We start from the raw sequence: 24,799 nt of genomic DNA, 5'->3' as shown, positions 1-24,799 counted from the left end.
AGGGATCGCCAGCGTAGGTGAGCACCGAAACCGAACATGAGGCCGGGCCGGATACGGCGGCCACCGCTGCTCCGGACAGGCCCGGACGGCCACGCCGGCGCAAACGTGTGCGTCTGGCGAAGGCCGGGTTGTGGCTGGTGCTTAGTCTGACGCTGTTGTCAGGCGTGCTGGCGCTGGTGGGCTGGTCGCTTTTGGGCAAGCCGCTGTCAGCGCCCGACTGGCTGCGCAGCGAGATTGAGGCACGGCTGGCCGAGCAACTGCCGGGCTATGAGTTGCGCTTTTCCGATATGACGCTGTTTGTGCAGCCGGATTTGCGGCCGGAACTGTCGGTGTCCAACGTCGAACTGCGCGACGCAGCCTCGGGGCGTGTCTTGCTAGAGCTGGCGCAGGCCGAGGTGACGATTGCCCGACGTTCGCTGATGCAGCGGCAGATCCAGCCTAAATCGGTGTCGGTCTCGGGCGTGCTGTTTCGGCTGAACCGCAATGCCGAGGGGGCGTTTGACCTCGCCTTCGGCGATGGCCTAGGCCACAGCGGCATCGGGCTGACCGGGCTGATCTCGCAGATTGACGAAATGGTTGATCAGCCGACCCTCGCGGCCTTGCGCGAGATCGAGATCAACGCCGTGACGCTGGCCTATCAGGACTTGCGCGCCGGGCGCAGTTGGACGGTGGATGGCGGGCGGCTCAACCTGTCGCGGGAGCGCGATCAGTTGCAGTTGCGCGGCGATGTTGCGCTGCTGAGTGGGCGCTCTGTTGCTGCCACCTTGGAGATTTTCGCCGAAAGCACCATCGGCTCGACCGCGATGAGCATGGGGTTGAGCGTCTCGGATGTGGCCTCTGGCGACATTGCCACCCAAAGCGCGGCGCTGGCCTGGCTGGGGGTGTTGCGCGCGCCGATTTCGGGCTCCTTGCGCACCTCTCTCGATGACGAAGGCGCGCTGGGCCCTCTGCATGCCACGCTCAGCATCGGCGAAGGCGTGGTGCAGCCGAGTGACGCCACCAGTCCTATCCCGTTCAAATCGGCGCGGTCGTATTTCACCTATACCCCCGACGGGGCGACGCTGCGGTTTAGCGAATTGTCGGTGGTGTCGGATCTGGTCAAGGCGACGGCGGAAGGCTCGGCCATTCTGGAGGACACTGGCGACGGCCTGCCCAGTGCCTTGCAGGGGCAGGTCCGGCTGAGCGCGATCACCGCCAACCCGGCCGAGATTTTCGACGCGCCGCGCGATCTGGCTTCGGCGGACCTCGATTTTCACCTCGCGCTTGATCCGTTCGTTTTGCGCATCGGCCAGCTGGCGCTGCATGACGATGGCCAGACCTTGCGGCTGCGCGGCCAGGTCGCTGCCGCGCCCGAGGGGTGGGACATCTCGATCATGGGGCAATTGGCCGAGATCCTGCCAGAGCGGCTGTTAAGCTTTTGGCCGCAGGGGTTCAAAACCAAGTCGCGGACATGGGTGGCCGAGAACGTGTTTGCCGGGGCCTTGCGCAATGTGGCGCTGCGGTTGCGGCTGGAGCCGGGGAAGGCGAAGCCCGAGATTTTCCTCAGTGGTGAGGTGGCCGAGGCCGAGGTGCGGTTCCTGAAGAACTTGCCGCCGGTCACCGGCGCGGCGGGCATTTTGCAACTCGAAGACAACCGATTTGTGGTGCAGGTCGATAAGGGCCGCATTGTTGCCGGTGAGGGGGGCACGCTTGATGCCGCGGGGACGGTGTTTGAAATTCCCGATGTGCGGGTCAAACCCGCCCCGGCCAAGATCAAGGTAAGCGCGGCCGGGCCTATCCATGCCGCACTCTGGCTGCTGAACCAGCCGCCGCTGAGTGCGCTCGACAAAGCCGGGAAATCGCCCGATATGGCGGCCGGGCGGCTTAAGGCGACGGGCATGGTTTCGACGCTGTTGATGAAGGGTGTGGACCCGTCGGACGTGCGGTTTGAGATCACCGGGCAGGGCTTTGATGTGGCGAGCACCGATCTGGTGCCGAACAAGAAACTGGCAGCCCGGACGCTGAAATTTTCGGCCAGCAACGACAGTCTGCGGATTGAGGGCGCGGGCACCTTGGAAGGGGTGCCGTTCGATGGGTTTTGGCAGGGGCCGCTGGGCAAGGCGGCGGCGGGCAAAGCGGCGCGGGTTGAGGCCGATGTGGCCCTGTCGCAGGCGTTTCTGGATGCGTTTTCGATTGCTTTGCCGCCGGGGTCGGTGTCGGGCAAGGGCAGCGGGCGGCTCAAGATGGATCTGGTGCGCAACCAGCCGCCTAAATTCGCGCTGACGTCAAATCTTGCCGGGCTTGGGCTTAGGCTTGATGCGATTGGCTGGTCGATGTCGCAAAGTGCCACCGGCACGCTGGCCATTGATGGCGTGCTGAGCACGCCTGCGCGGATCGACCGGCTGGCGCTGCGCGCGCCGGGGATGGACCTCGAGGGCAAGCTGACCTTGCAACAGGGGGGCGGGCTGCAAACGCTGGCGATCAGCCGGATGCGGGCGGGCAATTGGCTCGATGCTGCCGTGACGCTGACCGGGCGCGGCGCGGGGGTGGCGCCGGCGGTGCTGATCTCGGGTGGCTCGATCGACATGCGCAATGCGCCCTTCGCCTCAACCAAAGGCGGCGGCGGTGGCGGCGCGGCCTCGGGGCCGCTGTCGCTCGCGCCGGACCGATTGCAGATCACCGACGGGATCACGCTCACCAACTTCCGGGGCAATTTTACCAGCAATGGCGGGCTTTCGGGCAAGTTTCAGGCGCGGATGAATGGCGGCACGCGGGTGGTGGGCGATGTGACGCCAACCGGTAAGGGCAGCAAATTTGTGATCGAATCCGAGGATGCCGGCGGCCTGATGCGCCATGCCGGATTGATCAAGAACCTGAAGGGCGGCAGCTTTCACCTTAAACTTGTGCCCACCGGGGCCACGGGCACCTTTGACGGTGAGTTGGATATTCGCGACATCCGTATCCGCGATGCGCCGGTGATGGCGGAGCTTTTAAGCGCGATTTCGGTGATCGGGTTGATCGAACAGCTCGGCGGGCAGGGGATTTCCTTTCCCGAGGTCGAGGCGCGCTTTCGGCTGACCCCGAGGCAGGTGATCCTGACGCGGTCAAGCGCGGTGGGCCCGTCGATGGGGATCACGCTGGACGGGTACTATGATCTTGCGAACAAGACGATGGATATGCAGGGCGTGCTGTCGCCGATCTATGTGGTGAATTTTGTCGGCCAGATCTTTTCGCGCAAGGGCGAAGGGCTGTTCGGGTTCAATTTCAATCTCAAGGGCAAGTCCGATGACCCGCGCATTCAGGTCAATCCGCTGTCGGCTTTGACCCCCGGCATGTTCCGCGAAATTTTTCGCCGCCCGCCACCGGAGCTTGGTCGCTGAGCCGTTGGGTTTGGGGGGAGCGTAGAAGGAAGGAGGGGCGCTGCCCCTCGGCCTTTGGCCTCACCCCGAGGTATTTTTAAACAGAAGAAGCAGGGGGGAGGCGCGCATGGCGAGGTTTGGGGGCCTGTGCATTGTTCTTTTGCAAAGGCTCGGCTAAGGGACGGCGCATGCAGCTTTCCGATTTCGACTTTCATCTTCCGCCAGAGCGGATTGCCACCCGTCCGGCCAAGCCCCGGTCTTCGGCGCGTCTTTTGGTGGCCGAGGGCGACCAGATCACCGATGCGCAGGTGTTTGACCTGCCCGGTTGGCTGCGCCCCGGCGACAGGTTGGTGCTGAATGACACCAAGGTCATTCCCGCCCGGCTGTCTGGCTTGCGCCACCGCGACGGGGCCCAGGGCCGGACCGGGGCGCGCATTGGCGTGACCCTGCTTGAGCCGCAGGCGGATGGCACATGGTCGGCGCTGATCAAGCCGTTGAAGAAGGTCGCTGACGGTGAGGAGATCCGGTTTTCCGACACGCTTTCCGCCGTTTTGGAAACGCGCGCCGAGGGGCAGGGCCTGTTGCGCTTTAACCTTGCGGGCGATGATTTTGACGCCGCGCTGGCCGAGGCCGGTGCGATGCCGCTGCCGCCATATATCGAGGCGCTGCGCCCGGCGGATGCGCAGGACCACGAGGATTACCAAACGGTCTGGGCCGCGCGTCGGGGGGCCGTGGCCGCGCCCACGGCCTCGTTGCATTTTGATGCGCCGCTGCTGGCGGCACTTGAGGCGCGTGGGGTGGAATTTACCAAGGTCACACTGCACGTTGGCGCGGGCACGTTCCTGCCGGTCAAGGTCGACGATGTGACAACCCACAAGATGCACGCCGAATGGGGTGAGGTCAGCGCCACGGCCGCTGCTGAGATTGCCGCAACCAAGGCTGCTGGCGGGCGGGTTATTCCGGTGGGCACCACCGCGCTGCGCCTGATCGAGACAGCGGCGCGCGACAGCGGCGCCATTGCACCGTGGCAGGGCGAGACCGACATCTTTATATACCCCGGTTTCGATTTCCGGGTGGCTGACGCGCTGATGACCAATTTCCACCTGCCGCGCTCGACGCTCATGATGCTGGTGGCGGCGCTTGTCGGGCGCGAGCGGATCCTTGCCATCTATGATCACGCGATTGCGCATGACTACAGGTTTTTCTCTTATGGCGACGCCTCGCTCTTGATCCCGTAACAACAATCTGAGAGGCGTCAGACCGGGCCTCTTTGAGTCGCATTTGGGCCAGCGTCACCGCCGAAGCCGATGTACCGTACCGGCAAGACAAGGGATTCTGCGCATGCTGTCCGTAATATCAAACGCTTGGGCACTGCTTCTGGGCATGATGCTCTTGATGGTGGGCAACGGGCTTCAGGGCACGCTATTGGGTGTGCGCGGCCAGATCGAAGGTTTTTCCACGCTCGAAATGTCGATTGTGATGTCGGGGTATTTCGTTGGGTTCCTTGGCGGGTCGCGGATGGCCCCCGAGATGATCCGCCGGGTCGGGCATGTGCGGGTTTTTGCGGCGCTGGGGTCGTTCATTTCGGCGGTGCTGATCCTGTATCCGGCGCTGAGCCACCCGGTGGCCTGGACCATTGGCCGCATTATCATCGGCTTCTGCTTTTCCGGCGTGTACGTGACGGCGGAGAGCTGGCTGAACAATGCCGCAACCAATGAGAACCGCGGCCAGACGCTTTCGGCCTATATGATCGTGCAGGTCTTTGGCATCGTGCTGGCGCAGGGGCTGCTTCTGGTCGCCGATCCTTCGGGCTATACGCTGTTTGTCATCATTTCGGTTCTGGTTTCGGTGTCCTTTGCGCCGATCCTTTTGTCGGTGTCACCGACCCCGGCGTTTGGCACCACAAAACCGCTGAGCCTGCGCGAGCTTTACGGCATCTCACCGCTGGGCTGTGTCGGGATGTTCCTGTTGGGCGGGGTGTTCTCGGCCCAGTTCGGCATGGCGGCTGTTTACGGCTCGGCCGCGGGGATGACGCTTGGCCAGATCTCGATGTTTGTGGCGGCGTTTTACATTGGCGCTTTGGTGGTGCAATTCCCGCTGGGTTGGCTGTCGGATCGGATGGACCGGCGGATGCTGATCCTGATCAGCGCGCTTGTCTGCGGCACCGGTGCCGTGGTGGGCGTTGTGTCCGGCGGCATCTTTATCGCGGTGATTATTGCGGCCTTTATGGTGGGGGGCATGTCGAACCCGCTGTATTCGCTGCTGCTGGCCTATACCAACGATTACCTCGAACCCGAGGATATGGCGGCGGCCTCTGGTGGGATGCTGTTCATCAACGGCGTTGGCGCGATTGCCGGCCCGCTGATCACCGGTTGGGCCATCGGATTCTTCGGGCCTCCGGGATACTTCTTTTACATCGGGTTTCTGATGTTCCTGCTCGCGGGTTATGCCGCATATCGCGCCACGGTGCGTCCGGCCATCGAAGTGGATGAGACCACCAGCTATGCGCCGGTTGGGCCGACGGCATCGCTCGTTACGGTTGAACTTGCGCGTGAATATGCAGCGGCAGAGGCAGAAGACGACGAAAATGCCAACTAAAGTGTTATTTCTGTCGTAAATCGTGAAGTTCACATTCGTTAATTATTATGTAAGCTGGGTATGCCGGGGGTGAATGTGAGGAGACCAGTTATGGTGACACCCGAGGAGATTCTGGCCTTTTGGTTGGATGAGATTGGCCCTGAGGGCTGGTATGAGAGCAGCGATGCGCTCGATATGCAAATCCGCGAACGCTTTGGCGAGGCCTGGCAGGGCGCGATGGACGGGCGGCACGCCTTGTGGCTGACCTATCCCAGCGGCACGCTGGCCTATCTGATCCTGATGGATCAATTCCCGCGCAACATGTTCCGTGGCACGGCGAAATCCTTTCGGTCGGATCGCGTGGCGCTTGCCGCTGCGAAAAGCGCGATTTCCAAAGGCTATGACATGAAGATCGACTCGCCCGCGCGGCAGTTTTTCTACATGCCGTTGATGCATTCGGAAATTCTGTGTGATCAGGACCGTTGTGTGCGCCTGATGGCCGAGCGGATGCCCGATGCCGGTGGCAATCTGTTGCACGCCCGCGTGCACCGCGAGATCATCCGCAAGTTCGGCCGCTTTCCCTATCGCAACGATGCGCTTGAGCGGCGGGCGACGACATCGGAACAGGCGTTCCTGTCGGGTGGCGGCTATGGCGAGACCTTGCATGAGCTTCAGCAAGCGAGCTGATCGTGGCCGATTGAAGCGGGCCCTGCCATGGGCTAGCCTTCTCTGACATAATCAGGGAGAGCGGAAAATGGCAGGCCAGAGCTTTGACATGATCGTCATCGGGGCGGGGCCGGGGGGCTATGTGGCCGCAATCCGCGGCGCGCAACTGGGCCTTAAGGTGGCGATTGTCGAACGCGAGCATATGGGCGGTATCTGCCTCAACTGGGGCTGTATTCCGACCAAGGCTTTGCTGCGCTCGTCAGAGGTGTTTCACCTGATGCAAAACGCCTCGGCCTATGGGCTGACGGCCGACGCGGTGGGGTTTGATCTTGACGCGGTTGTCAAACGTTCGCGCGGGGTGGCCAAGCAGCTGAATTCCGGCATCGGCCACCTGATGAAGAAGAACAAAATCACCACATTCATCGGCGAGGCGTCGCTGCCGGGCAAAGGCCGGGTGCAGGTCAAGACGGCCAAGGGATCTGAGGATCTGTCAGCGCAGAATATCGTGCTCGCCACCGGCGCGCGGGCGCGCGAATTGCCCGGGCTTGAGGCCGATGGCGATCTGGTTTGGAGCTACAAACACGCGCTGGTGCCGGTGCGGATGCCCAAGCGGTTGCTGGTGATTGGGTCCGGCGCGATTGGCATCGAGTTCGCCAGCTTTTACAACACGTTGGGCGCTGAGACGACGGTGGTTGAGGTCATGGACCGGATCTTGCCAGTGGAGGATGCCGAGATTTCCGCCTTTGCCAAAAAGGCGTTTGAAAAGCAGGGGATGGTGATCCGCGAAAAGACCACAGTGAAGACGCTTGAGCGGGGCAAGGGCAGCGTGACCGCGCATATCGAGCAGGGCGGCACACTGACGAAAGAGACCTTCGACACGGTGATTTCCGCCGTTGGCATCGTCGGAAATACCGAGGGGCTGGGGCTTGAGGATCTTGGGGTGAAGGTCGAGAAAACCCATGTGGTGGTGGACCGCCATTGCCGCACCGGGGTTGAGGGGCTTTATGCCATCGGTGATCTGGCCGGTGCGCCTTGGCTGGCGCACAAAGCCTCGCATGAGGGGACCATGGTGGCCGAGTTGATCGCGGGGGGCACACCACATGCGGTTGATCCGAATGCGATTGCGGGCTGCACCTATTGCCAGCCGCAGATCGCCAGCGTCGGGATGACCGAGGCGCAGGCGAAAGAAGCGGGGCATAAAATCAAGGTCGGGCGCTTTCCCTTTATCGGCAACGGCAAGGCCATCGCTTTGGGCGAGCCGGAGGGCATGATCAAGACGGTGTTTGACGCCAAGACCGGCGCGCTTTTGGGGGCGCATATGGTGGGGGCGGAGGTGACCGAGTTGATCCAGGGGTATATCGTTGGGCGGCAGTTGGAGACCACGGAGGAAGACCTGATGAACACCGTGTTCCCGCATCCGACTTTGAGCGAAATGATGCATGAGAGCGTGTTGGCTGCCTTTGATCGGGCGATCCATATGTAAGGCGACAGGAGGGGCGCTGCCCCTCGGCCTGCGGCCTCACCCCGAGGTATTTTTAAACAGAAGAAGCAGGGGGCGGGCTGCAATGCTGTGACCCGCAAAAGCAAAAGCGCCCCCGGTGACAGGGGCGCTTTTTGGTTTTGGTCAGAAACGGTTTTCGATGTCGAGGTAATCGCGCTGCGTTTCGCCAAGATAGAGCTGCCGCGGGCGGCCGATCTTGTTTTGCGGATCGTTGAGCATCTCTTTCCACTGGCTGACCCAGCCCACGGTCCGCGACAGCGCGAAGATCGGGGTGAACATCGAGGTCGGAAAGCCCATCGCTTCGAGGATGATACCCGAGTAGAAGTCGACGTTCGGGAACAGCTTTTTCTCAGCGAAATACGGATCGTTCAACGCCGCCTCTTCCAGCGCCTTGGCGGTGGCGAGGACGGGGTTGTTTTCGACGCCCAGAAGATCGAGCACCTCGTCGGCGGACTGCTTCATCACGGTCGCGCGCGGATCGAAGTTTTTGTAAACCCGGTGGCCAAAGCCCATCAGGCGGAACGGATCGTTCTTGTCTTTGGCGCGCGCGATATACTCGGGGATATTCTCGGGGGAGCCGATTTCCTTGAGCATTTCGAGGCAGGCCTGGTTGGCACCGCCGTGGGCCGGGCCCCAGAGGCAGGCGATGCCCGCCGCGATGCAGGCAAACGGGTTGGCGCCCGAGGACGAGGCCAGACGCACGGTCGAGGTCGAGGCGTTTTGCTCGTGGTCCGCATGCAGGGTGAAAATCCGGTCCATCGCGCGGGCGAAGATCGGGTTCACTTCGTATTCCTCGGCGGGCACGCTGAAGCACATGCGCAGGAAGTTCGACGCATAGTCGAGATCGTTGCGCGGATACACAAACGGCTGGCCGGTGTGGTATTTATAGGCCCAAGCGGCGATTGTCGGCATCTTGGCGATCAGGCGGATCGACGCAACTTCGCGCTGCCATTCGTCGGTGATGTCGGTGCTGTCGTGATAGAAGGCCGACATCGCGCCGACCACGCCCACCATGATGGCCATCGGGTGCGCATCGCGGCGGAAACCACGGAAGAAATACTGCATCTGTTCGTGCAGCATGGTGTGGTTGGTCACGCGGGATTCAAAATCTTCCAGCTCTGTCGCTGTGGGCAGGTTGCCGTACAGCAGCAGGTAGCACACTTCTAGGTAATGCGATTTTTCAGCCAGTTGCTCGATCGGATAGCCGCGGTGCAGCAGCACGCCTTCGTTGCCATCGATATAGGTGATGGTGCTGTCGCAGGCCGCTGTCGAGGTGAAGCCCGGATCGTAGGTGAAGACATCAGCCTGCGCATACAGCTTGCGAATGTCGAGCACATCCGGGCCGACGGTGGGGCTGTGGATAGGAAGCTCGTAGCTCTGGTCGCCAATCGTGAGGCTCGCGGTCTTTTTACTGTCTGCCATGCTTGTCCCTTTGTCCTTGAGCCGGGCAATGGTGCCGCGGCAATCTAACAGTCTCGTGACGCTCTGATGGTAAATTAGCCCTCAGTCGGCGTCTTTTGCAGCATGGGCCAGACGTGAAACCGTCTCGTCCTGTCCCAATACCAGCATCATGTCGAACACACTTGGGGTTACAGATCGCCCGGCAAGTGCGGCCCGCAGTGGTCCCGCCATCTTGCCGAATTTGATCCCGAGCTCTTCGCCAACCCGAGATGTAACCGCCTCTAAATCTTCTCGCGTCCAGCTAGCATTTCGCAGCTGCGGCGTCAATGAGGTCAGTATACCACGGGATACCGCATCAAGGTTTTTCGCTGCCTTCTCATCGGGCTGAACCGGGGTGTCTGTCAGAATAAACTGTGCTTTTTCAAGAAGGTCGGGAAAGGTCTTGGCCCGTTCCTTGAGGCAATACATCGCACGGGACATTCCATCAGATTGCGCCGGCGTCAGAGCGGTTTTGCCGCTGATGGCCAGATATGCCTGCAATTCTTGCAGCAGTGCAGCATCATCGGCCACGGCAATATGTTGGCCGCAGAGATTTTCCAGTTTTTTGAAATCAAACCGGGCCGCAGACTTGCCGATTCCACCCAGACCAAACCACTCGATGGCTTGCGCGTCGGTAAAGAATTCGTCGTCGCCGTGGCTCCAACCCAACCGGGCCAGATAATTGCGCACGCCCGCCGCCGGATAGCCCATCGCCTGATATTCCTCGACCCCAAGCGCGCCGTGGCGTTTCGATAGCTTTTTGCCATCCGGCCCGTGGATCAGCGGAATATGCGCCCAGATTGGCACGTCCCAGCCCATCGCGTGATAAATCATCATCTGGCGCGCGGCATTGTTGAGGTGGTCATCGCCGCGGATCGCATGGGTCACGCCCATATCGTGATCGTCGACCACCACCGCGAGCATATAAACCGGCGTCCCGTCCGAGCGCAAAAGCACCATATCGTCGAGCTGATCATTGCGGATGGTGACATCGCCTTGCACCTGATCGCGGATCACCGTGGCCCCGTCTTGCGGCGCCTTGATCCGCACCACATAAGGCGCGGCGGGGTGGGTTTCGGCCGCGGCATCGCGCCAGGGCGAGCGGTAGAGCGTCGATTTGCTTTCGGCGCGCGCGGCCTCGCGGAAGGCGGCGATTTCGTCTTGCGTGGCAAAGCATTTATACGCCTTGCCCTCGGCCAGAAGCTGATGCGCCACCTCGGCGTGGCGGTCGGCGCGGTCGAACTGGCTAATCACGTCGCCGTCGTGGTCAAGACCAAGCCACGCCATACCGCGCAGGATGGCGTCGGTGGCCTCGGGGGTGGAGCGTTCGCGGTCGGTGTCTTCGATCCTGAGCAGGAATTTCCCGCCGCGTCCCCGCGCAAAAAGCCAGTTGAACAGCGCAGTGCGCGCGCCGCCGATGTGAAGGTAACCTGTGGGCGAAGGGGCAAAACGAGTCACCACCGGAGAGACGTCGGACATGAGGGCCGTTAACCTTTCGATAACTATGACGGGGTATCTTGGGGCCTGATTACCCTCCGCAGCGGGCGGGAACAAGCATGACGATGTGGCAAAGCATGCAAGCGGCAATTCTTGCGCAACGGGGCGCTTTGATGCCGTGGTCGCCTGTAATGTTGGCGGTGGGAATCGGGACCTATTTCGGGTTGCGCGGGGAGCCACCGATTTGGGCCCTTCTGGCGCTTGCGGTTTTTGCCGCAAGCGCCTTTTTCATGGCGTGGCGCACGAGCCCGCTGATCAGCCCTTTTTTGATTGCACTCGGCCTAATTGCGATGGGCGTGTCTCTTGCTGGGCTGCGGTCGCATGCGTTGGCCGCGCCGGTGCTGGACTTCCGGTATTACGGCGGGATCGAGGGCCGCGTTGTTGGCCTTGACCGATCGGCCAGTGGCGCTCTGCGGTTGACGCTTGATCAGGTTCGGTTGGACCGGGTGCGTCATGTGCCCAAACGGGTGCGGATATCGCTGCATGGTCCGCCGGGCGATGCGCCAGTGCCGGGGATGCGCGTGATGACAACCGGGCATCTTTCGCCGCCGCAGGGGCCGGTCGAGCCGGGCGGATTTGATTTTCGCCGTCACGCTTGGTTTCTTGGCATCGGAGCCGTCGGCTACACCCGTGTTCCGGTGCTGGCGAGCGTGCGGCCGGATGGGCAGACGCGGGTGTTTGCGATGCGCATCCGCCTGTCGCGCGCCGTTCAGGCGGCCTTGCCGGGCGAGGTTGGGGCCTTTGCCGCCGCCATCACCACCGGCGACCGCTCCGGCATGAGCGAGGCTACCAAGCAGGCCTTGCGCGACACCAATCTGGCGCATCTCTTGGCGATATCGGGATTGCATATGGGGCTGCTCGCAGGATTTGTGTTTGGCGCGGTCCGTTTGGCCTTGGCAGCGGTGCCGGCGATTGGCCTGCGTCTGCCGTCGCGCAAAATTGCCGCCGTCACGGCCCTGTTTGCGGCGGCTGGGTATTTGGCGCTGTCGGGTGGCAATGTGGCCACCGAGCGTGCCTTTGTGATGGCGGCGGTTGCCCTGGTGGCGATTTTGCTTGATCGGCGCGCCATTAGCCTGCGCGCGGTGGCGGTGGCCGCGCTTATTGTGTTGGCGCTGCGCCCAGAAGCCTTGCTTGGCCCCGGTTTCCAGATGTCCTTTGCGGCCACAACGGCGTTGGTGGCGGTGTTCGCCAGGGTGCGCGGCGCACCCGACGGCGTGCCGCGGTGGATTTGGCCGGTGTTGGCGGTTGCGCTGTCCTCTGCTGTGGCCGGCTTTGCAACCGCTCCTGTGGCTGCGGCGCATTTTAATCGCATTGCGCAATTCGGTTTGGTGGCCAACTTGCTGAGCGTGCCTCTGATGGGCGTGTTAATCATGCCCGCCGCTGTGGTCGCGGCCTGCCTTGCGCCCTTTGGCCTTGAGGCGCCAGCGCTTTGGGTGCTGGGGCAGGGGTTGGCTTGGGTGCTGGGCGTGGCGCATGAGATTGGATCGTGGGAGGGGTCGCTGCGGCATGTGAAGGCACCGGATCCATTGGTTTTGCCCTTGATGGCGGGCGGCATGCTGTTCGCGATCCTGTGGCGTGGCCGCGTCGCTGTGCTTGGTGCGGTGCCGGTTGTGGCGGCATTCCTGATCTGGTGGGCGACCGAGCGGCCCTCAGTATTGATCGCGGAAAGTGGCGCATTGGTGGGCATTGTGGTCAAAGAGGGACGCGCGCTTAGCCGGGACAAAGGGGCGGGTTTTGTCGCTCGGGTCTGGCTTGAAAATGATGGCGACAGCGCAGATCAGGCAGAAGCTGCTGCGCGGTGGCGAGCTGTCGATGCGGGCATTGCCAAGGCCGATCTTCCGGGCGGGGGGGCGCTATGGCACATTTCCGGCAAGCGCGCGCGCGCCGCATTCCAAGGCTGTGCCGCGCTCGATATCGCGGTGTACAATACCGATCCTGAGAAAGCGGACGGTGAGGCACCTCGCGACGTTTCGAGCGACTGCGTGGTTTACGCGCCAAGTGACTTGCGCCGTACGGGGGCCTTGGCGCTGACCTTCCGCAAGGACGGGATCGGAACTTCGACTGTAGCACAGTCCAGCGGGCGGCGGTTATGGACCCCGTAACTGGGTTAATAACGTGAACGCCTCTACCAAAACTGGGTCAGTAGGTGCGGATAAGCCCGACCAGCCGTCCTTGGACCTTCACCTTATCTTCCGGTACGATCCGGGTTTCATAAGCCGGGTTGGCAGCCTCCAACGCAATCGAACCGCCGGCCCGACGGTATCGCTTGAGCGTGGCTTCCTGACCTTCAATCAGCGCGACAATGATATCGCCGTTATCGGCTGCATTGGTTTCGCGGATCACCACGATATCGCCGTCGTTGATCCCAGCGTCGATCATGGAATCGCCTTTGACTTCAAGCGCGTAATGATCGGCACCTTGCCGCAGCATCTGCCCCGGAACCGCAACGGAACTCGACTCATGACTGATCGCCTCAATCGGCACACCGGCAGCGATCTGGCCCATGACCTGCAATTCGGCCACATTCATTGGCGTCCCGTCAGTACCACGCGGGGCGACTGCACCGCCATCAATGACACGCGGTTGGAAGCTTTGCGTGGCGGCGGTTGGTGGCCCCCCCAGCGATTCAGGCAATTTCACAATTTCCAGCGCCCGCGCTTTGTGGGCAAGGCGCCGAATGAACCCGCGTTCTTCCAAGGCGGTGATGAGCCGATGGATCCCCGATTTGGAGCGCAGGTCAAGCGCCTCTTTCATCTCGTCGAAAGACGGCGGAACGCCATCTCGCTGGATGCGATTGTTAATGAACTGCAATAGGTCAAGTTGCTTCTTGGTCAACATGTATTCAGCCTTTTACGGTGATCCATTTGTACTTTGTTCTAGGCATGTTCTCGTTTTGTGTCAACACTCTTGGGGTAATTGCCCGAACGGCCCTAGTTCCGTACCCTAGACGTTGTGCAACTGATAAGATTTTCTTAACCTTGGAGCGGTATAAATTCGACAAGTTCACCAGCCTGCCGTGAGGCGTCATGCGGCGGCCGAATGAGCAATGCGTCTGCCTGCGACAGAAGGCTCAGCAAGGAGGAATCCTGGGCATCGTAGGGAGCGATACCATCCGCGCATTGATTTGCGCGCATATAGTGCTCGCGCGGGCCGTTCTTTGGCAGCGCTTGCGCCAAAGGCGCGGTTTTTCGCGGCGCCAGTGTTGCGGGCAGGCCGGTTATGGCTCGGATCACCGGTGCCAAAAACACATGGCCGCAGACCATGGCCGAAACCGGGTTTCCCGGGAGACCGATCATCATGGACCGGCCCAACCGCCCGGCCATCAAGGGTTTGCCAGGGCGCATGGCAACCTTGTAAAATGCGCGGTCCATGCCGTGTTCGGCCATGACTTGAGCGACAAGGTCATGATCGCCGACGCTGGCACCGCCAATGGTTACGATAAGATCGGCCTCGGCGGCCAGTTCAAGGCTTAATGCAAGCGAGGGCTTGTTATCCCGCGCAATTGGAAGCAGGCGGGGCGAAGCGCCAAGAGATTGAAGGAGTGCGTAGAGACCAAAAGTATTGGACGCCACGATCTGATCGGGTCCGGGCGTTTCACCGGGCATGACCAGTTCATCACCCGTCGAAATCAGTGCAACCGTTGGTTGGCGGGCCACCGTTACACGCGGTACATTCATCGATGCAAGAAGGGCGATATCCTCGGGCATAAGCCTGCGAGGCGCTGCCAGTTTGCTGCCGATACGAAAATCGCCACCGGCGGGGCGAATATGAGTGCCAGCGTCGAGGGTTTGGCGAAGCGTGATGCGATCTGCCTCGCGGGTCACATCCTCTTGGATGATGACCCTGTCTGCACCCGTCGGGACGGGGGCACCTGTAAATATGCGTACAGCTTGGCCGGGTCCAACCGTGCCTGAAAATCGATGGCCAGCGGCGGACTCTCCGATCACGTCGAACTGGGCGGCGGGGATGGCTTCACTGCCAAAGACCGCGTAGCCGTCCATTGCGGAGGCTGCAAATGGCGGCTGATCCCGCGTGGAAATCGCGTCTGAGGTCAAGACACGGCCCGAGGCCTGAAGTAGGGGAACCGATATGTTTTCGACCGGGCGAACCAGCGAAAACAACGTGTCCAAGGCTTCAGGTACAGAGATCATTTTGCTTCGTAACGCCCTGATTTTCCGCCGTCTTTTAGTGTTACCCGGATGCCACCGATTTCCATTGCCTTGTCCACGGCTTTGGCCATGTCATAGACCGTCAGGGCGGTCACGGAAACGGCGGTCAAGGCTTCCATTTCGACGCCGGTCTGTCCTGTCGTTTTGACCGTCGCCGACAGTCGCAGGCCCGGTAAATCCGAATCTGGGTGCAGATCGACGGCAACTTTGGTGATCGGCAGCGGGTGACACAAGGGAATGAGCGTCGAGGTCTGCTTTGCTGCCATGATCCCGGCCAACCGGGCAACGGAGATGACATCGCCCTTTTTGGCGCGTCCTTCGGTAATAATATCAAAGGTTTGCCGTTCCATTTTAATGTAGCCTTCGGCAATGGCTACGCGAGAGGTCACGGCCTTGTCGGAGACATCTACCATATGGGCGTCGCCCTTGGCATCGAAGTGGGTGAGGTCAGCCATCGGCAGCCACCGGATCGGCCAATAGCGCGCGGGTGGCGGCTTTGACGTCGGTTTGCCGCATCAGGCTCTCTCCGATCAGAAAAGTGCGTGCGCCGTATCTGGCCATATCAGCAAGGTCTGCGGGTGAATTCAGCCCGCTTTCGGAGATCAATAACTTGCCGCTGGGCACCCGCTTTGACAGGTCGCGCGTGGTATCAAGCGAGGTCTCGAAGGTCTTGAGATTGCGATTGTTTACCCCAAGGAGCGGCGATTTCAACGCCAGCGCGCGGTCAAGCTCTGCACCGTCGTGCACTTCGACGAGGACATCCATGCCCCAGCCAAAGGCCGCGTCTTCCAGCTCGGCGGCCTGACTGTCCGAGACCGAGGCCATGATGATCAGGATGCAGTCGGCCCCCAGGGCGCGGGCTTCGGCCACTTGATAGGTGTCGTACATGAAATCTTTACGAAGTGCCGGCAGACTGGTGGCGTCGCGCGCATCGGTCAGGAACTTTTTGGCCCCTTGAAAGGATGGTGTATCGGTAAGAACAGAAAGACATGTTGCGCCGCCCGCCTCATAGGCTTTCGCGAGGGTGGCGGGATCAAAATCGGCGCGGATCAGGCCCTTGGAGGGGGAGGCTTTCTTGACCTCCGCGATCAGCCCATAGCCGCTCCGCGAGGCTTCCGTCAGCGCCTTGGCGAAGCCGCGTACCGGACTGGCGGCGCGCGCCGCGTCTTCCACTGCGGAACGTGGCGTTGTGGCCTTGTCGGCGGCAATCTCTTCGAGCTTATACGCCTTGATCTTGTCGAGAACGGTCTGGGTCATTTACCTGTCCAGTCAATCGCTGTGTCGCCCATGCTTGTAAGCCAGTCGTTGACCCGACTAAAGGGGCGCGCGCCGAAAAATCCGCGCCGGGCCGAGAGGGGCGATGGGTGGGCCGTTTCAATCCGCAGATGGGCGGGGTTCACAAGGGCATTGCCCAGCTTTTGCGCGGGTTTGCCCCAAAGCAGCAAGGCGCGTGGCTTGGTATCGAGCGCTTGCAGGATGTCGGCGGTGAGATCCTGCCAACCGAGTTTGAGGTGTCCACCCGCATCGCCGGCGGGCACCGTGAGCGCGGTGTTGAGCAGCAGGACACCCTGCTGTGCCCAGAACCGCAGATCTCCGGTGTCGGGGCAAGCGCCGAGATCGTCGGTCATCTCTGCGAAAATGTTGCGCAGGGAGCGGGGCAACGGGGCCACACCCGGCGCGACCGAAAAGGCTAGGCCGTGGGCATGGCCGGGCGTGGGGTAGGGATCCTGACCAAGGATCAGCACGCGCACCTTGTCCGGTGCGCAGGCTTCGAGCGCGGCAAAGGTCTGTGGCGCTGGCGGCAAAAGCAGGCGGGGATCGCTGTCCAGCCTTTGTTCCAGCGCGGTCCATTTGGTGGAGAAGAACGGCAGATGCGCCCAAGCGGCCGGAATGGGCCGGGCCGTCATACGCTCTGTGTGGCTTGGGCCAGCGCGATGATCCGGGCTTTGGCCGCGCCGCTGTCGATCGACTGCGCAGCCAGTTCGACGCCGGTTTTAAGGTCGCCTGCTTTCTCGGCCACCACCAGGGCCGCCGCGGAATTGAGCAGGACGGCGTCACGATAGGCCGAGGGGTGGCCATCAAGCAGTGCGGCGAAGGCCTGGCCGTTTTCCTCGGGCGTGCCGCCGATGATCTCTTCGAAGGGCCGCGGGGCAAGGCCCGCATCTTCGGGGTGAATTTCGCGCTCGGTCACAGTGCCGTTTTCAAGGGCGGCGACCCAGCTGACGCCGGAAATTGCCAGCTCGTCGGTGCCGTCCGACCCGTGCACAAGCCAGGCGCGCTCGGACCCGAGGGCCAGCAGCGTTTCGGCCATTGGCCGGATCAGATCGCGGGAAAACGCGCCGGTGAGTTGGCGTTTGACCCCCGCCGGATTGGTCAGCGGTCCGAGAATGTTAAAGATCGTGCGGGTGCCCAGTTCCTGCCGCGTCGGCATCACGTGGGCAATCGCCGGGTGGTGCATCGGGGCCATCATGAAGCAGATGCCGGTCTCGGCCAAGGCGCGTTCGGCCACTTTCGGGCCGACCATAACGTTGACGCCCATCTGGGTCAGCGCATCCGCCGCGCCGGATTTCGAGCTGAGATTGCGGTTGCCATGCTTGGCCACCGGCACACCCGCGCCTGCGACGACAAAGGCCGTCGCGGTCGAAATGTTCAGCGTGCCTTTGCCATCGCCGCCAGTTCCAACGATATCCATCGCACCCTCGGGGGCCTTCACCGGGTGGCATTTGCCGCGCATCACGGCGGCGGCGGCGGCGTATTCCTCGACCGTTTCGCCACGGGTGCGCAGCGCCATCAAAAACCCGCCGATCTGGCTTGGCGTGGCTTCGCCGTTGAACAGGATGTCAAAGGCGGTTTCGGCCTCGGCACGAGACAGAGGGCGATCAGCAGCAGCGCCGATCAGCGGCTTTAAACGGTCGCTCATGCGGGCACTTTCATCAGGTAGGTGAAATTCTTGAGCAAAGCGTGGCCATGCTCGGAGCGGATCGATTCCGGGTGAAACTGCACCCCGTGGATCGGCAGGGTCTTGTGCTGAAGCCCCATGATCGTGCCATCCTCAAGCTCGGCGGTCACCTCGAGGCAATCCGGCAGGCTCTCGCGCTCTACCACCAGCGAGTGATAGCGCGTCGCGGCAAAGGGCGAGGGCAGCCCGGCAAAAACACCCTTGCCGGTGTGATGCATCGTGCCCATCTTGCCGTGCACGATTTCGTGGCAGCGCACGACTTTGCCGCCAAACGCCTGCCCGATGGACTGATGCCCAAGGCAGACGCCCATCAGCGGAATGCCGGTTTCGGCAGCGGCCTCGACCAAGGCAAGGCAGATGCCCGCCTGATCGGGGTCGCAGGGGCCGGGCGACAGCAGGATGCCAGCGGGCCGCAGCGCCATCGCCTCTTGCACATTCAGCGCGTCGTTGCGGTGTACTGCAACTTCCGTGCCCAATTCGCCAAGATAATGGACAAGATTGTAGGTGAAACTGTCATAATTATCGATGAGTAGCAGCATCTGATGAACTTTGCCTTTAGGGGCTGGGACGCAGGGTCTTCACCGCAGTATAGAGATCGGGGTATACATGTTCAGGCTTGGCCGCCAGCGTCAAGGGGCGCGGTGGGCCGATGTGCAGGCCGCGCCCGGTGAAAAGAGGCGCGGCGCGAGTTTCGAGGAGTAGACAGGCATGGCACGCGGATTTCTGACGGGGGCGCTTTTGGGCGTCGTTGTGGCGGGTATCGGGGCAGGGACGGTGTCGGTTTTGACCGGTCCGGTGCTGTCGCCGCGCCCGGATGTGGGCGAGGCTGTGGCAGATGGGGCCGGTGCGGCCAGTGCGCCGCCCGCCACAGAGCCCGATGGTTTGCCCAAGGCCGGGGTCGGCGATGGGGCATCGCCCCAGATGCCGTCGCCGGGGATTCCCGAACCCGATTCGGGGGCAGAGATTGCCGCCGGGCTGGCCGATACCGCGTCGACCGGGGTGCCCGAGACCGGCGGCGCAGAGGCGTTAAGCGATGCGCCCGCCGACGAAGACGGTGGCACAGTCGCGGCCAGCATCATGGATCCGGTGGCCCCTGCGGCCCCCGGCACGCCGCCTGCGCGCCCCGACGCCGACGAACTGTCGATCTCAACCAATCCTGAGCAGCCCGCCGCGCCACTGCCTTCGGTCAACGAAGCCCCCCCGCAATTGGGCGCGGTGCCGACGGAAACCGGAGATACGCCGGTGGCCCCGCAGGCCGATACGCCCGTTACGACAGCCGCCAAAGAAACTGCGCCCGCCGCGAACGAGGCCGAAGCCGCCCCCGAGGTCGTATCAAATGCGCCGCCCGCGCCCCCAACCGCCGAGGAGACCGCGCCTGCGACTCCGGTCGACATCGCCGAGGTCGACGTGCTGCCCAGCCCGACACCTGACAGCGATGCGCCAAACACCAAAGCCTCCCCCGAAGCCCCGGCCGCCGCGCCGGCGGCCACGCCGCCGGTGGTTGCCACCGAGGTGGCCGAGGCCCCGGTCGCGCCCGCCGTGCCTATCGTGAGCGCAGACGAAGAAACGCCCGCCGTCGCGCAGACCCGCCCGCAGGTCTCGGCGCTGGTGGACCGCGATGCCGAGGCAGGCCGACCCACAATTGGCGAACCGGCCGGCACCTTTGGCAACCGGGCCTCCGGGGTCAAAACCGGGCGCTTGCCGACGCTTGGCGCCGAGACCGAAGCCGAGGCGGATGCAACGCCATTGCAGCGCTTTGCGGTTCAGGTTGACGAAGTGGACGACAAGCCGCTGATGGCGATTGTGCTGATTGATGATGGGTCGACGCCGATGGGCCTCGATGCGTTGGAAAGCTTTCCCTATCCGATCACCTTCGCCGTCGACACCAGCTGGACCGGCGCGCAAGAGGCGATGCGCAGCTACCGCGACGCCGGGTTCGAAGTCATGGCGCTGGCCAATCTGCCCACGGGTGCACAGCCGCAGGACGCCGAAGTGACGCTGTCCTCGGCGCTTGCGGTGGTGCCAGAGGCGGTGGCGGTGCTCGAAGGGGACACCGGCGGATTGCAGGAAAACCGCGATGTGTCTGACCAGGTGGCGCGTATCTTGGCCGACAGCGGCCATGGGTTGGTGCTTTATCCCCAAGGGCTTAACACCGGGCAGGCCATCGCGGCCCGCGCCGGGGTGAAATCCGCGACGCTGTTTCGGGATTTCGATGGAAAGGGCCAGACCGCGACGGTGATACGCCGCTTCCTTGATCAAGCCGCGTTCAAGGCCGGGCAGGAGGGCGCGGTGATTATGCTGGGCCGCCTGCGCGCCGAGACGATCTCGGCTTTGCTGATCTGGGGCCTGCAAGACCGCGCCAGCCGGGTGGCCTTTGTGCCGGTGTCACATGTGCTGATGACCGACGCCACAGGCGGCTAGAGCCGCGCTGAGGGCTGGCCCGTCCGCCTGACAGGTCAACCGGTCGGGGGCGCGCGTCAGGCGAAGGGCTTGTCGGGCCGCAGCAGTGATTGATCGCTGTCCGACAGCTGGTTGAAGCTGCGGAACCCGGCGGCGCGGGCCACGCGCAGCACAGGCCCGGTGTCGTGGCCCAAATGCTCCCACACAATCCGGGTCATCCGCAGGCTGTTTTCGCTCTCGTGGATGATCCGGGCGGTGTAGCCGGTCCAGGTGTTGTTCTCGACCGAGGGCACCCGGTGCAGAAACGTGAACGATCCGGTGGTCGCCCCGCGCCGCGCCACAATGGCGGCCACGCCACGCTCTTGGCGGAAAAAGAAGCCGCCAAATTCGCGGGTGCGCGGACTTTCAGGTAGGCCAAAGCGGCTCATCGCTTCGCGCGCCTCATGGCCGCGCACAAAACAGAAATCCCCCAGCCGATAGACATAGACCAACGCCTCGACGAATTTCTGCTGATCCATAAAGGAGCGGCGGATGAACCGGTAAAAGCCATTGGGCAAAAGTTCCTGGCTGATGTTGGTCACTTCCGGCCCCATGCACCCGGCCAATTCGGGGTGGTGCATCACAAGGCTCGAGGTTGACGCTATTTGCTCAACCGGCTCCAGAAGTATGCGCGCATCAACGTCAAAAAAGGTACAGATCCGGTGCAGCACGTCGGGGCGAGGGAAACTCTCGCCACTCAGGTAGCGGTTGAACTGGGTCCGATTGATGCCAAGATCGCGGCACAGAGCAGAAATAGAGGTGGCATTCCGGCATAAATGCTTGAGGTTTGCGCCAAACATGGCCCGCAATTCTGCGGGCGATGCGGACGCTCTGGGCTTTGATGTGGCAGATTGGGGCACAGTTGACTTCTCGTAGAGTGTGGGTTGGTCTTTTCAGGTACAAATCGTTGTGACAACTCACGAAACCGGACGGACGGCCTGTGTTTTGATGCTGTTTAGCATCAGGCGACGCGAATTAGCTTCAAAACTGTACCAAGCTGGCACAAATTACAAGAGTTGGTGACCCGGTTCGCACATTCGCACGGCAGAAAATTATGCAACATTTAACCCGAACGGGACGCAATAAAGGTGAAGTCAATGTCACTCAGACGCATGTGCGGGGTCGTACTGTGGAGTAATCCTGACGATCAAAAAGCTGTGGTCTGGTGCGAAGACCAGGGCAACCTGGCCTTTTACGTCGAGCCACAGGACAGTGCTTTGTCAGGGGTCGCGCTGGATGCTGGCGACCTGATTGAATTCGAATTGCGCGAGGAACGCCAGTTTCGCCGCGTGACCAATCCAACCTTGCTGGCGCAAGATCATGCGCCGGAACTGGTGCGCCAGCTCGGCAGCTGCGCCAATTCAGACAAGGCGCGTCCGGGCGAAGGGTGGGGGGCCAACGTTGTTCCCTTCCCACGCGCGCGCGACTGGAGCACTTCTGCGCCGACCACTCACGTCACCGCGTAATCGCGGTGACCGGTGCAGATGGGGGCACCGGACATCAAAACGAAAACCGCCGCAGCGTCCTTCCAGACACTGCGGCGGTTTTATTTTCCACATGGTTGTGCGCGGTTGCGGGCTATTCCTTGCCCCGGCTCAACGCGGCAACGCCGGTGCGTGCCACTTCAACCAGCCCCAGCGGCCGCATCAGTTCGGCAAAGGCATCGATCTTGTCAGGCGCGCCGGTGATCTGAAAAATAAAGCTCTCCAGCGTGCTGTCGAGAACATGCGCGCGGAACACATCCGCCAGCCGCAACGCCTCGACCCGGTCATCGCCTTGGCCGGTCACCTTGATCAGCGCCAATTCGCGCTCGACCGAAGGCCCCTCGACCGTGAGATCATGCACCTCGTGCACCGGCACAATCCGACCCAGCTGCGCTTTGATCTGTTCAATCACCTGCGGCGTTCCGGTGGTGACAACGGTGATGCGCGACAGGTGCCCTGTGTGGTCGACCTCGGCCACGGTCAGGCTTTCGATGTTATAGCCACGGCCCGAAAACAGCCCGATCACCCGCGCCAGAACACCCGGTTCGTTATCGACGATAACGGCCAGCGTATGGCTTTCCTGCACATCCGAAAACGTCGGGCGCAGGTTATAGGCGGAATGTTTGTTCGAACCCTTTTTGATCTTTAGTGCGGACATGATCTCTTCTCTGGCTTTATAAATATCCCGGGGGTCCGGGGGCAGCGCCCCCGGGGTTCGTCACTTCAGACCATCACTGCGCCTTTTGCGCCGATGGCATCCTTGGTCGACGCCTGACCGAGCAGCATCTTGTTGTGCGGCTCGCCCGACGGGATCATCGGGAAACAGTTTTCGTGTTTCTCGACCAGACAATCAAAGATCACCGGCCCGTCATAGGCAATCATTTCCATGATCGCATCGTCAAGATCGGCGGGGTCCGACACCCGGAACCCTTTGGCACCAAAGGCTTCTGCAAGCTTGACGAAATCCGGCAATGACTCGCTCCAGGAATGCGAATAGCGCTGGCCGTGCAACAGTTCCTGCCACTGGCGCACCATGCCCAGACGCTCGTTGTTGAGGATGAACTGCTTGACCGGGGCGTCGAATTGCATCGCCGTGCCCATTTCCTGCATGTTCATCAACCACGAGGCTTCGCCCGCGACGTTGATCACCAGCGACTTGGGATGTGCGATCTGCACCCCGATCGAGGCCGGGAAGCCATAGCCCATCGTGCCCAATCCCCCGGAGGTCATCCAGCGGTTGGGATCTTCGAACCCAAGGTATTGCGCCGCCCACATCTGGTGTTGGCCAACTTCTGTGGTGATATAGCGGTCATGGCCCTTGGTCAGCGCTTCAAGGCGCTGCAAGGCATATTGCGGCTTGATGTTGGGGCCGTCGTTCTTGAAATCGAGGCAGTTGACGGCCTGCCAGTCCTGAATCTGCGCCCACCAGCGTTGCAGCCCTTCCCGGTTGACCTTGCGGCCACGCGCTTTCCAGACCTTAAGCAGGTCTTCAAGCACATGCGCCACGTCACCGATAATCGGCATGTCGCAGCGGATCACTTTGTTGATTGAGCTGGGGTCGATGTCGATATGGGCCTTGCGGCTGTGCGGGCTGAACGCGTCAAGCCGGCCGGTGATCCGGTCGTCAAAGCGCGCGCCAATGTTGATCATCAGATCGCAACCGTGCATCGCGAGGTTGGCCTCGTAAAGCCCATGCATCCCCAACATGCCCAGCCAATTGCGCCCGCTGGCGGGATAGGCCCCGAGCCCCATCAGGGTCGAGGTGATCGGAAAGCCTGTGGCCTCGACCAGTTCGCGCAAAAGCTGGCTGGCGGCGGGGCCAGAGTTGATCACGCCACCGCCGGTGTAAAACACCGGACGTTCCGCGGTTTCCAAGGCTTCAACCAACTCGGTGATGGTCTTCATGTCGCCTTTGACCTGCGGCTGGTAATGGCCGAGATCGGCCTTCGCCGGGGGGATATAGGTTGCGCTGGCGAATTGCACATCCTTGGGAATGTCGATCAGCACCGGGCCGGGACGGCCTTGGGTGGCAACGTGAAAGCCCTCGTGGATGGTCGAGGCCAGATCCTTGGTGTCTTTGACCAGCCAGTTCATCTTGGTGCAGGGGCGGGTGATGCCAACGGTATCGGCCTCCTGAAAGGCATCCGAGCCGATCATGAAGGTCGGCACCTGGCCGGTCAGCACCACGATCGGGATCGAGTCCATCAGCGCATCGGTCAGGCCGGTCACCGCGTTGGTGGCACCGGGGCCCGAGGTCACAAGCGCCACACCGGGTTTGCCGGTCGAACGGGCATAGCCTTCGGCGGCGTGCACCGCGGCCTGCTCGTGGCGCACGAGGATGTGGCGAATCTCGTTTTGCTGAAACACCTCGTCATAAATCGGTAGGACGGCACCGCCGGGATAGCCAAATACCGTGTCCACACCCTGATCCTTCAGGGCTTGAACCACCATTTTTGCTCCGGTCATCTGACGTGTCATTTTGTTGCTCCGATCATGACGTCATAACTTTACTTTTACGCACAAAAAAACCCCCGAAACCTTCGGGGGCGCATGGGGTACCGTTGAGGGTGTCCGTTACCGGCCCATGCGCCACTTGTCTACTACGACGACGAGATGTGTCATTTGAAGTGTTCCTTCTGCGTACGTGGGCGCGACACTAAGAGAGGGGGGCAGGGGCGTCAACCGCTGTTGGGTGGCTTTCTTTGCGAAAGTTGCGATAATTCGTCGCC

20 protein-coding genes are annotated in these 24,799 nt (G+C 62.0%); 8 read left to right on the top strand and 12 right to left on the bottom strand.

The genetic code is table 11. The annotated features are described in order from the left end of the window. The first annotated feature begins 17 nt into the window (after window positions 1-17). From ACW9UO_RS04395 to lpdA, 5 genes are all read left to right on the top strand, one after another. Window positions 18-3,359 (top strand): hypothetical protein, encoded by a 3,342-nt coding sequence (locus ACW9UO_RS04395; protein ID WP_457087768.1) that lies wholly within the window; start codon window positions 18-20, stop codon window positions 3,357-3,359. A 167-nt stretch (window positions 3,360-3,526) separates the two neighbouring features. Continuing rightward, window positions 3,527-4,576, top strand: coding sequence for a tRNA preQ1(34) S-adenosylmethionine ribosyltransferase-isomerase QueA (queA, locus tag ACW9UO_RS04390; RefSeq protein ID WP_457087767.1), 1,050 nt, complete (start codon window positions 3,527-3,529; stop codon window positions 4,574-4,576). Between the two features lie 103 nt (window positions 4,577-4,679). Beyond that, a complete protein-coding gene (locus ACW9UO_RS04385) occupies window positions 4,680-5,936 on the top strand; it encodes an MFS transporter (RefSeq protein WP_457087766.1) in 1,257 nt (418 codons plus the stop codon). Window positions 5,937-6,026: 90 nt separating this feature from the next. Further along, on the top strand, window positions 6,027-6,602 hold the full coding sequence (locus tag ACW9UO_RS04380; protein ID WP_457087765.1) for a DUF924 family protein: 576 nt from the start codon (window positions 6,027-6,029) through the stop codon (window positions 6,600-6,602). A 67-nt stretch (window positions 6,603-6,669) separates the two neighbouring features. After that, a complete protein-coding gene (lpdA, locus tag ACW9UO_RS04375; protein WP_457087764.1) occupies window positions 6,670-8,064 on the top strand; it encodes a dihydrolipoyl dehydrogenase in 1,395 nt (464 codons plus the stop codon). 141 nt (window positions 8,065-8,205) lie between these two features. Here lpdA and gltA read toward each other — a convergent pair whose 3' ends face one another. Together gltA and gltX are read right to left on the bottom strand one after the other, a co-directional pair. Continuing rightward, window positions 8,206-9,504 (bottom strand): citrate synthase, encoded by a 1,299-nt coding sequence (gene gltA / locus ACW9UO_RS04370; protein ID WP_457087763.1) that lies wholly within the window; start codon window positions 9,502-9,504, stop codon window positions 8,206-8,208. Window positions 9,505-9,585: 81 nt separating this feature from the next. Then, window positions 9,586-11,001, bottom strand: a complete 1,416-nt coding sequence (gene gltX, locus ACW9UO_RS04365; RefSeq protein WP_457087762.1) for a glutamate--tRNA ligase — start codon at window positions 10,999-11,001, stop codon at window positions 9,586-9,588. Between the two features lie 77 nt (window positions 11,002-11,078). Here gltX and ACW9UO_RS04360 point away from each other — a divergent pair, with 77 nt between their 5' ends. Then, entirely contained in the window at window positions 11,079-13,121 is a 2,043-nt protein-coding gene (locus tag ACW9UO_RS04360) for a ComEC/Rec2 family competence protein (protein WP_457087761.1), read from the top strand. Window positions 13,122-13,158: 37 nt separating this feature from the next. Here ACW9UO_RS04360 and lexA read toward each other — a convergent pair whose 3' ends face one another. From lexA to ACW9UO_RS04325, 7 genes are all read right to left on the bottom strand, one after another. Further along, the gene (lexA, locus tag ACW9UO_RS04355; protein ID WP_457087760.1) at window positions 13,159-13,857 is read right to left on the bottom strand and encodes a transcriptional repressor LexA; all 699 of its coding nucleotides are present in this window, start codon (window positions 13,855-13,857) and stop codon (window positions 13,159-13,161) included. 134 nt (window positions 13,858-13,991) lie between these two features. Further along, complete coding sequence (locus tag ACW9UO_RS04350) at window positions 13,992-15,170, bottom strand: molybdopterin molybdotransferase MoeA (protein WP_457087759.1); 1,179 nt, start codon at window positions 15,168-15,170, stop codon at window positions 13,992-13,994. After that, on the bottom strand, window positions 15,167-15,643 hold the full coding sequence (moaC, locus tag ACW9UO_RS04345) for a cyclic pyranopterin monophosphate synthase MoaC (RefSeq protein ID WP_457087758.1): 477 nt from the start codon (window positions 15,641-15,643) through the stop codon (window positions 15,167-15,169). The genes ACW9UO_RS04350 and moaC overlap by 4 nt, the downstream gene beginning before the upstream one ends. Beyond that, entirely contained in the window at window positions 15,636-16,445 is an 810-nt protein-coding gene (gene trpC / locus ACW9UO_RS04340; protein ID WP_457087757.1) for an indole-3-glycerol phosphate synthase TrpC, read from the bottom strand. The genes moaC and trpC overlap by 8 nt, the downstream gene beginning before the upstream one ends. Beyond that, a complete protein-coding gene (locus ACW9UO_RS04335; protein ID WP_457087756.1) occupies window positions 16,442-17,095 on the bottom strand; it encodes a uracil-DNA glycosylase in 654 nt (217 codons plus the stop codon). Before ACW9UO_RS04335 ends, trpC begins: the two co-directional genes overlap by 4 nt. Then, window positions 17,092-18,108 carry an anthranilate phosphoribosyltransferase gene (gene trpD, locus ACW9UO_RS04330; protein WP_457087755.1) on the bottom strand — a complete coding sequence of 339 codons (1,017 nt, stop codon included), beginning with the start codon at window positions 18,106-18,108 and terminating at the stop codon, window positions 17,092-17,094. Before trpD ends, ACW9UO_RS04335 begins: the two co-directional genes overlap by 4 nt. Continuing rightward, a complete protein-coding gene (locus tag ACW9UO_RS04325) occupies window positions 18,105-18,686 on the bottom strand; it encodes an anthranilate synthase component II (protein WP_457087754.1) in 582 nt (193 codons plus the stop codon). Before ACW9UO_RS04325 ends, trpD begins: the two co-directional genes overlap by 4 nt. A 169-nt stretch (window positions 18,687-18,855) precedes the next feature. On the opposite strand from ACW9UO_RS04325, the gene ACW9UO_RS04320 reads away from it, so the two are divergent. Further along, a complete protein-coding gene (locus ACW9UO_RS04320) occupies window positions 18,856-20,568 on the top strand; it encodes a divergent polysaccharide deacetylase family protein (RefSeq protein ID WP_457087753.1) in 1,713 nt (570 codons plus the stop codon). 56 nt (window positions 20,569-20,624) lie between these two features. On the opposite strand, the gene ACW9UO_RS04315 is transcribed toward ACW9UO_RS04320, so the two are convergent. Next, on the bottom strand, window positions 20,625-21,386 hold the full coding sequence (locus tag ACW9UO_RS04315) for a helix-turn-helix domain-containing protein (RefSeq protein ID WP_457087752.1): 762 nt from the start codon (window positions 21,384-21,386) through the stop codon (window positions 20,625-20,627). 297 nt (window positions 21,387-21,683) lie between these two features. On the opposite strand from ACW9UO_RS04315, the gene ACW9UO_RS04310 reads away from it, so the two are divergent. Beyond that, on the top strand, window positions 21,684-22,052 hold the full coding sequence (locus ACW9UO_RS04310) for a hypothetical protein (protein WP_457087751.1): 369 nt from the start codon (window positions 21,684-21,686) through the stop codon (window positions 22,050-22,052). Between the two features lie 112 nt (window positions 22,053-22,164). Here ACW9UO_RS04310 and ilvN read toward each other — a convergent pair whose 3' ends face one another. Together ilvN and ACW9UO_RS04300 are read right to left on the bottom strand one after the other, a co-directional pair. Beyond that, entirely contained in the window at window positions 22,165-22,728 is a 564-nt protein-coding gene (ilvN, locus tag ACW9UO_RS04305; protein ID WP_457087750.1) for an acetolactate synthase small subunit, read from the bottom strand. 65 nt (window positions 22,729-22,793) lie between these two features. Next, the gene (locus tag ACW9UO_RS04300) at window positions 22,794-24,548 is read right to left on the bottom strand and encodes an acetolactate synthase 3 large subunit (RefSeq protein ID WP_457087749.1); all 1,755 of its coding nucleotides are present in this window, start codon (window positions 24,546-24,548) and stop codon (window positions 22,794-22,796) included. Between the last annotated feature and the right edge of the window lie 251 nt (window positions 24,549-24,799).

Source organism: Marinovum sedimenti, from assembly GCF_054052205.1.
Note: the sequence above shows the minus strand (reverse complement) of the source record. Positions and strands in the feature narration are given on the sequence as shown.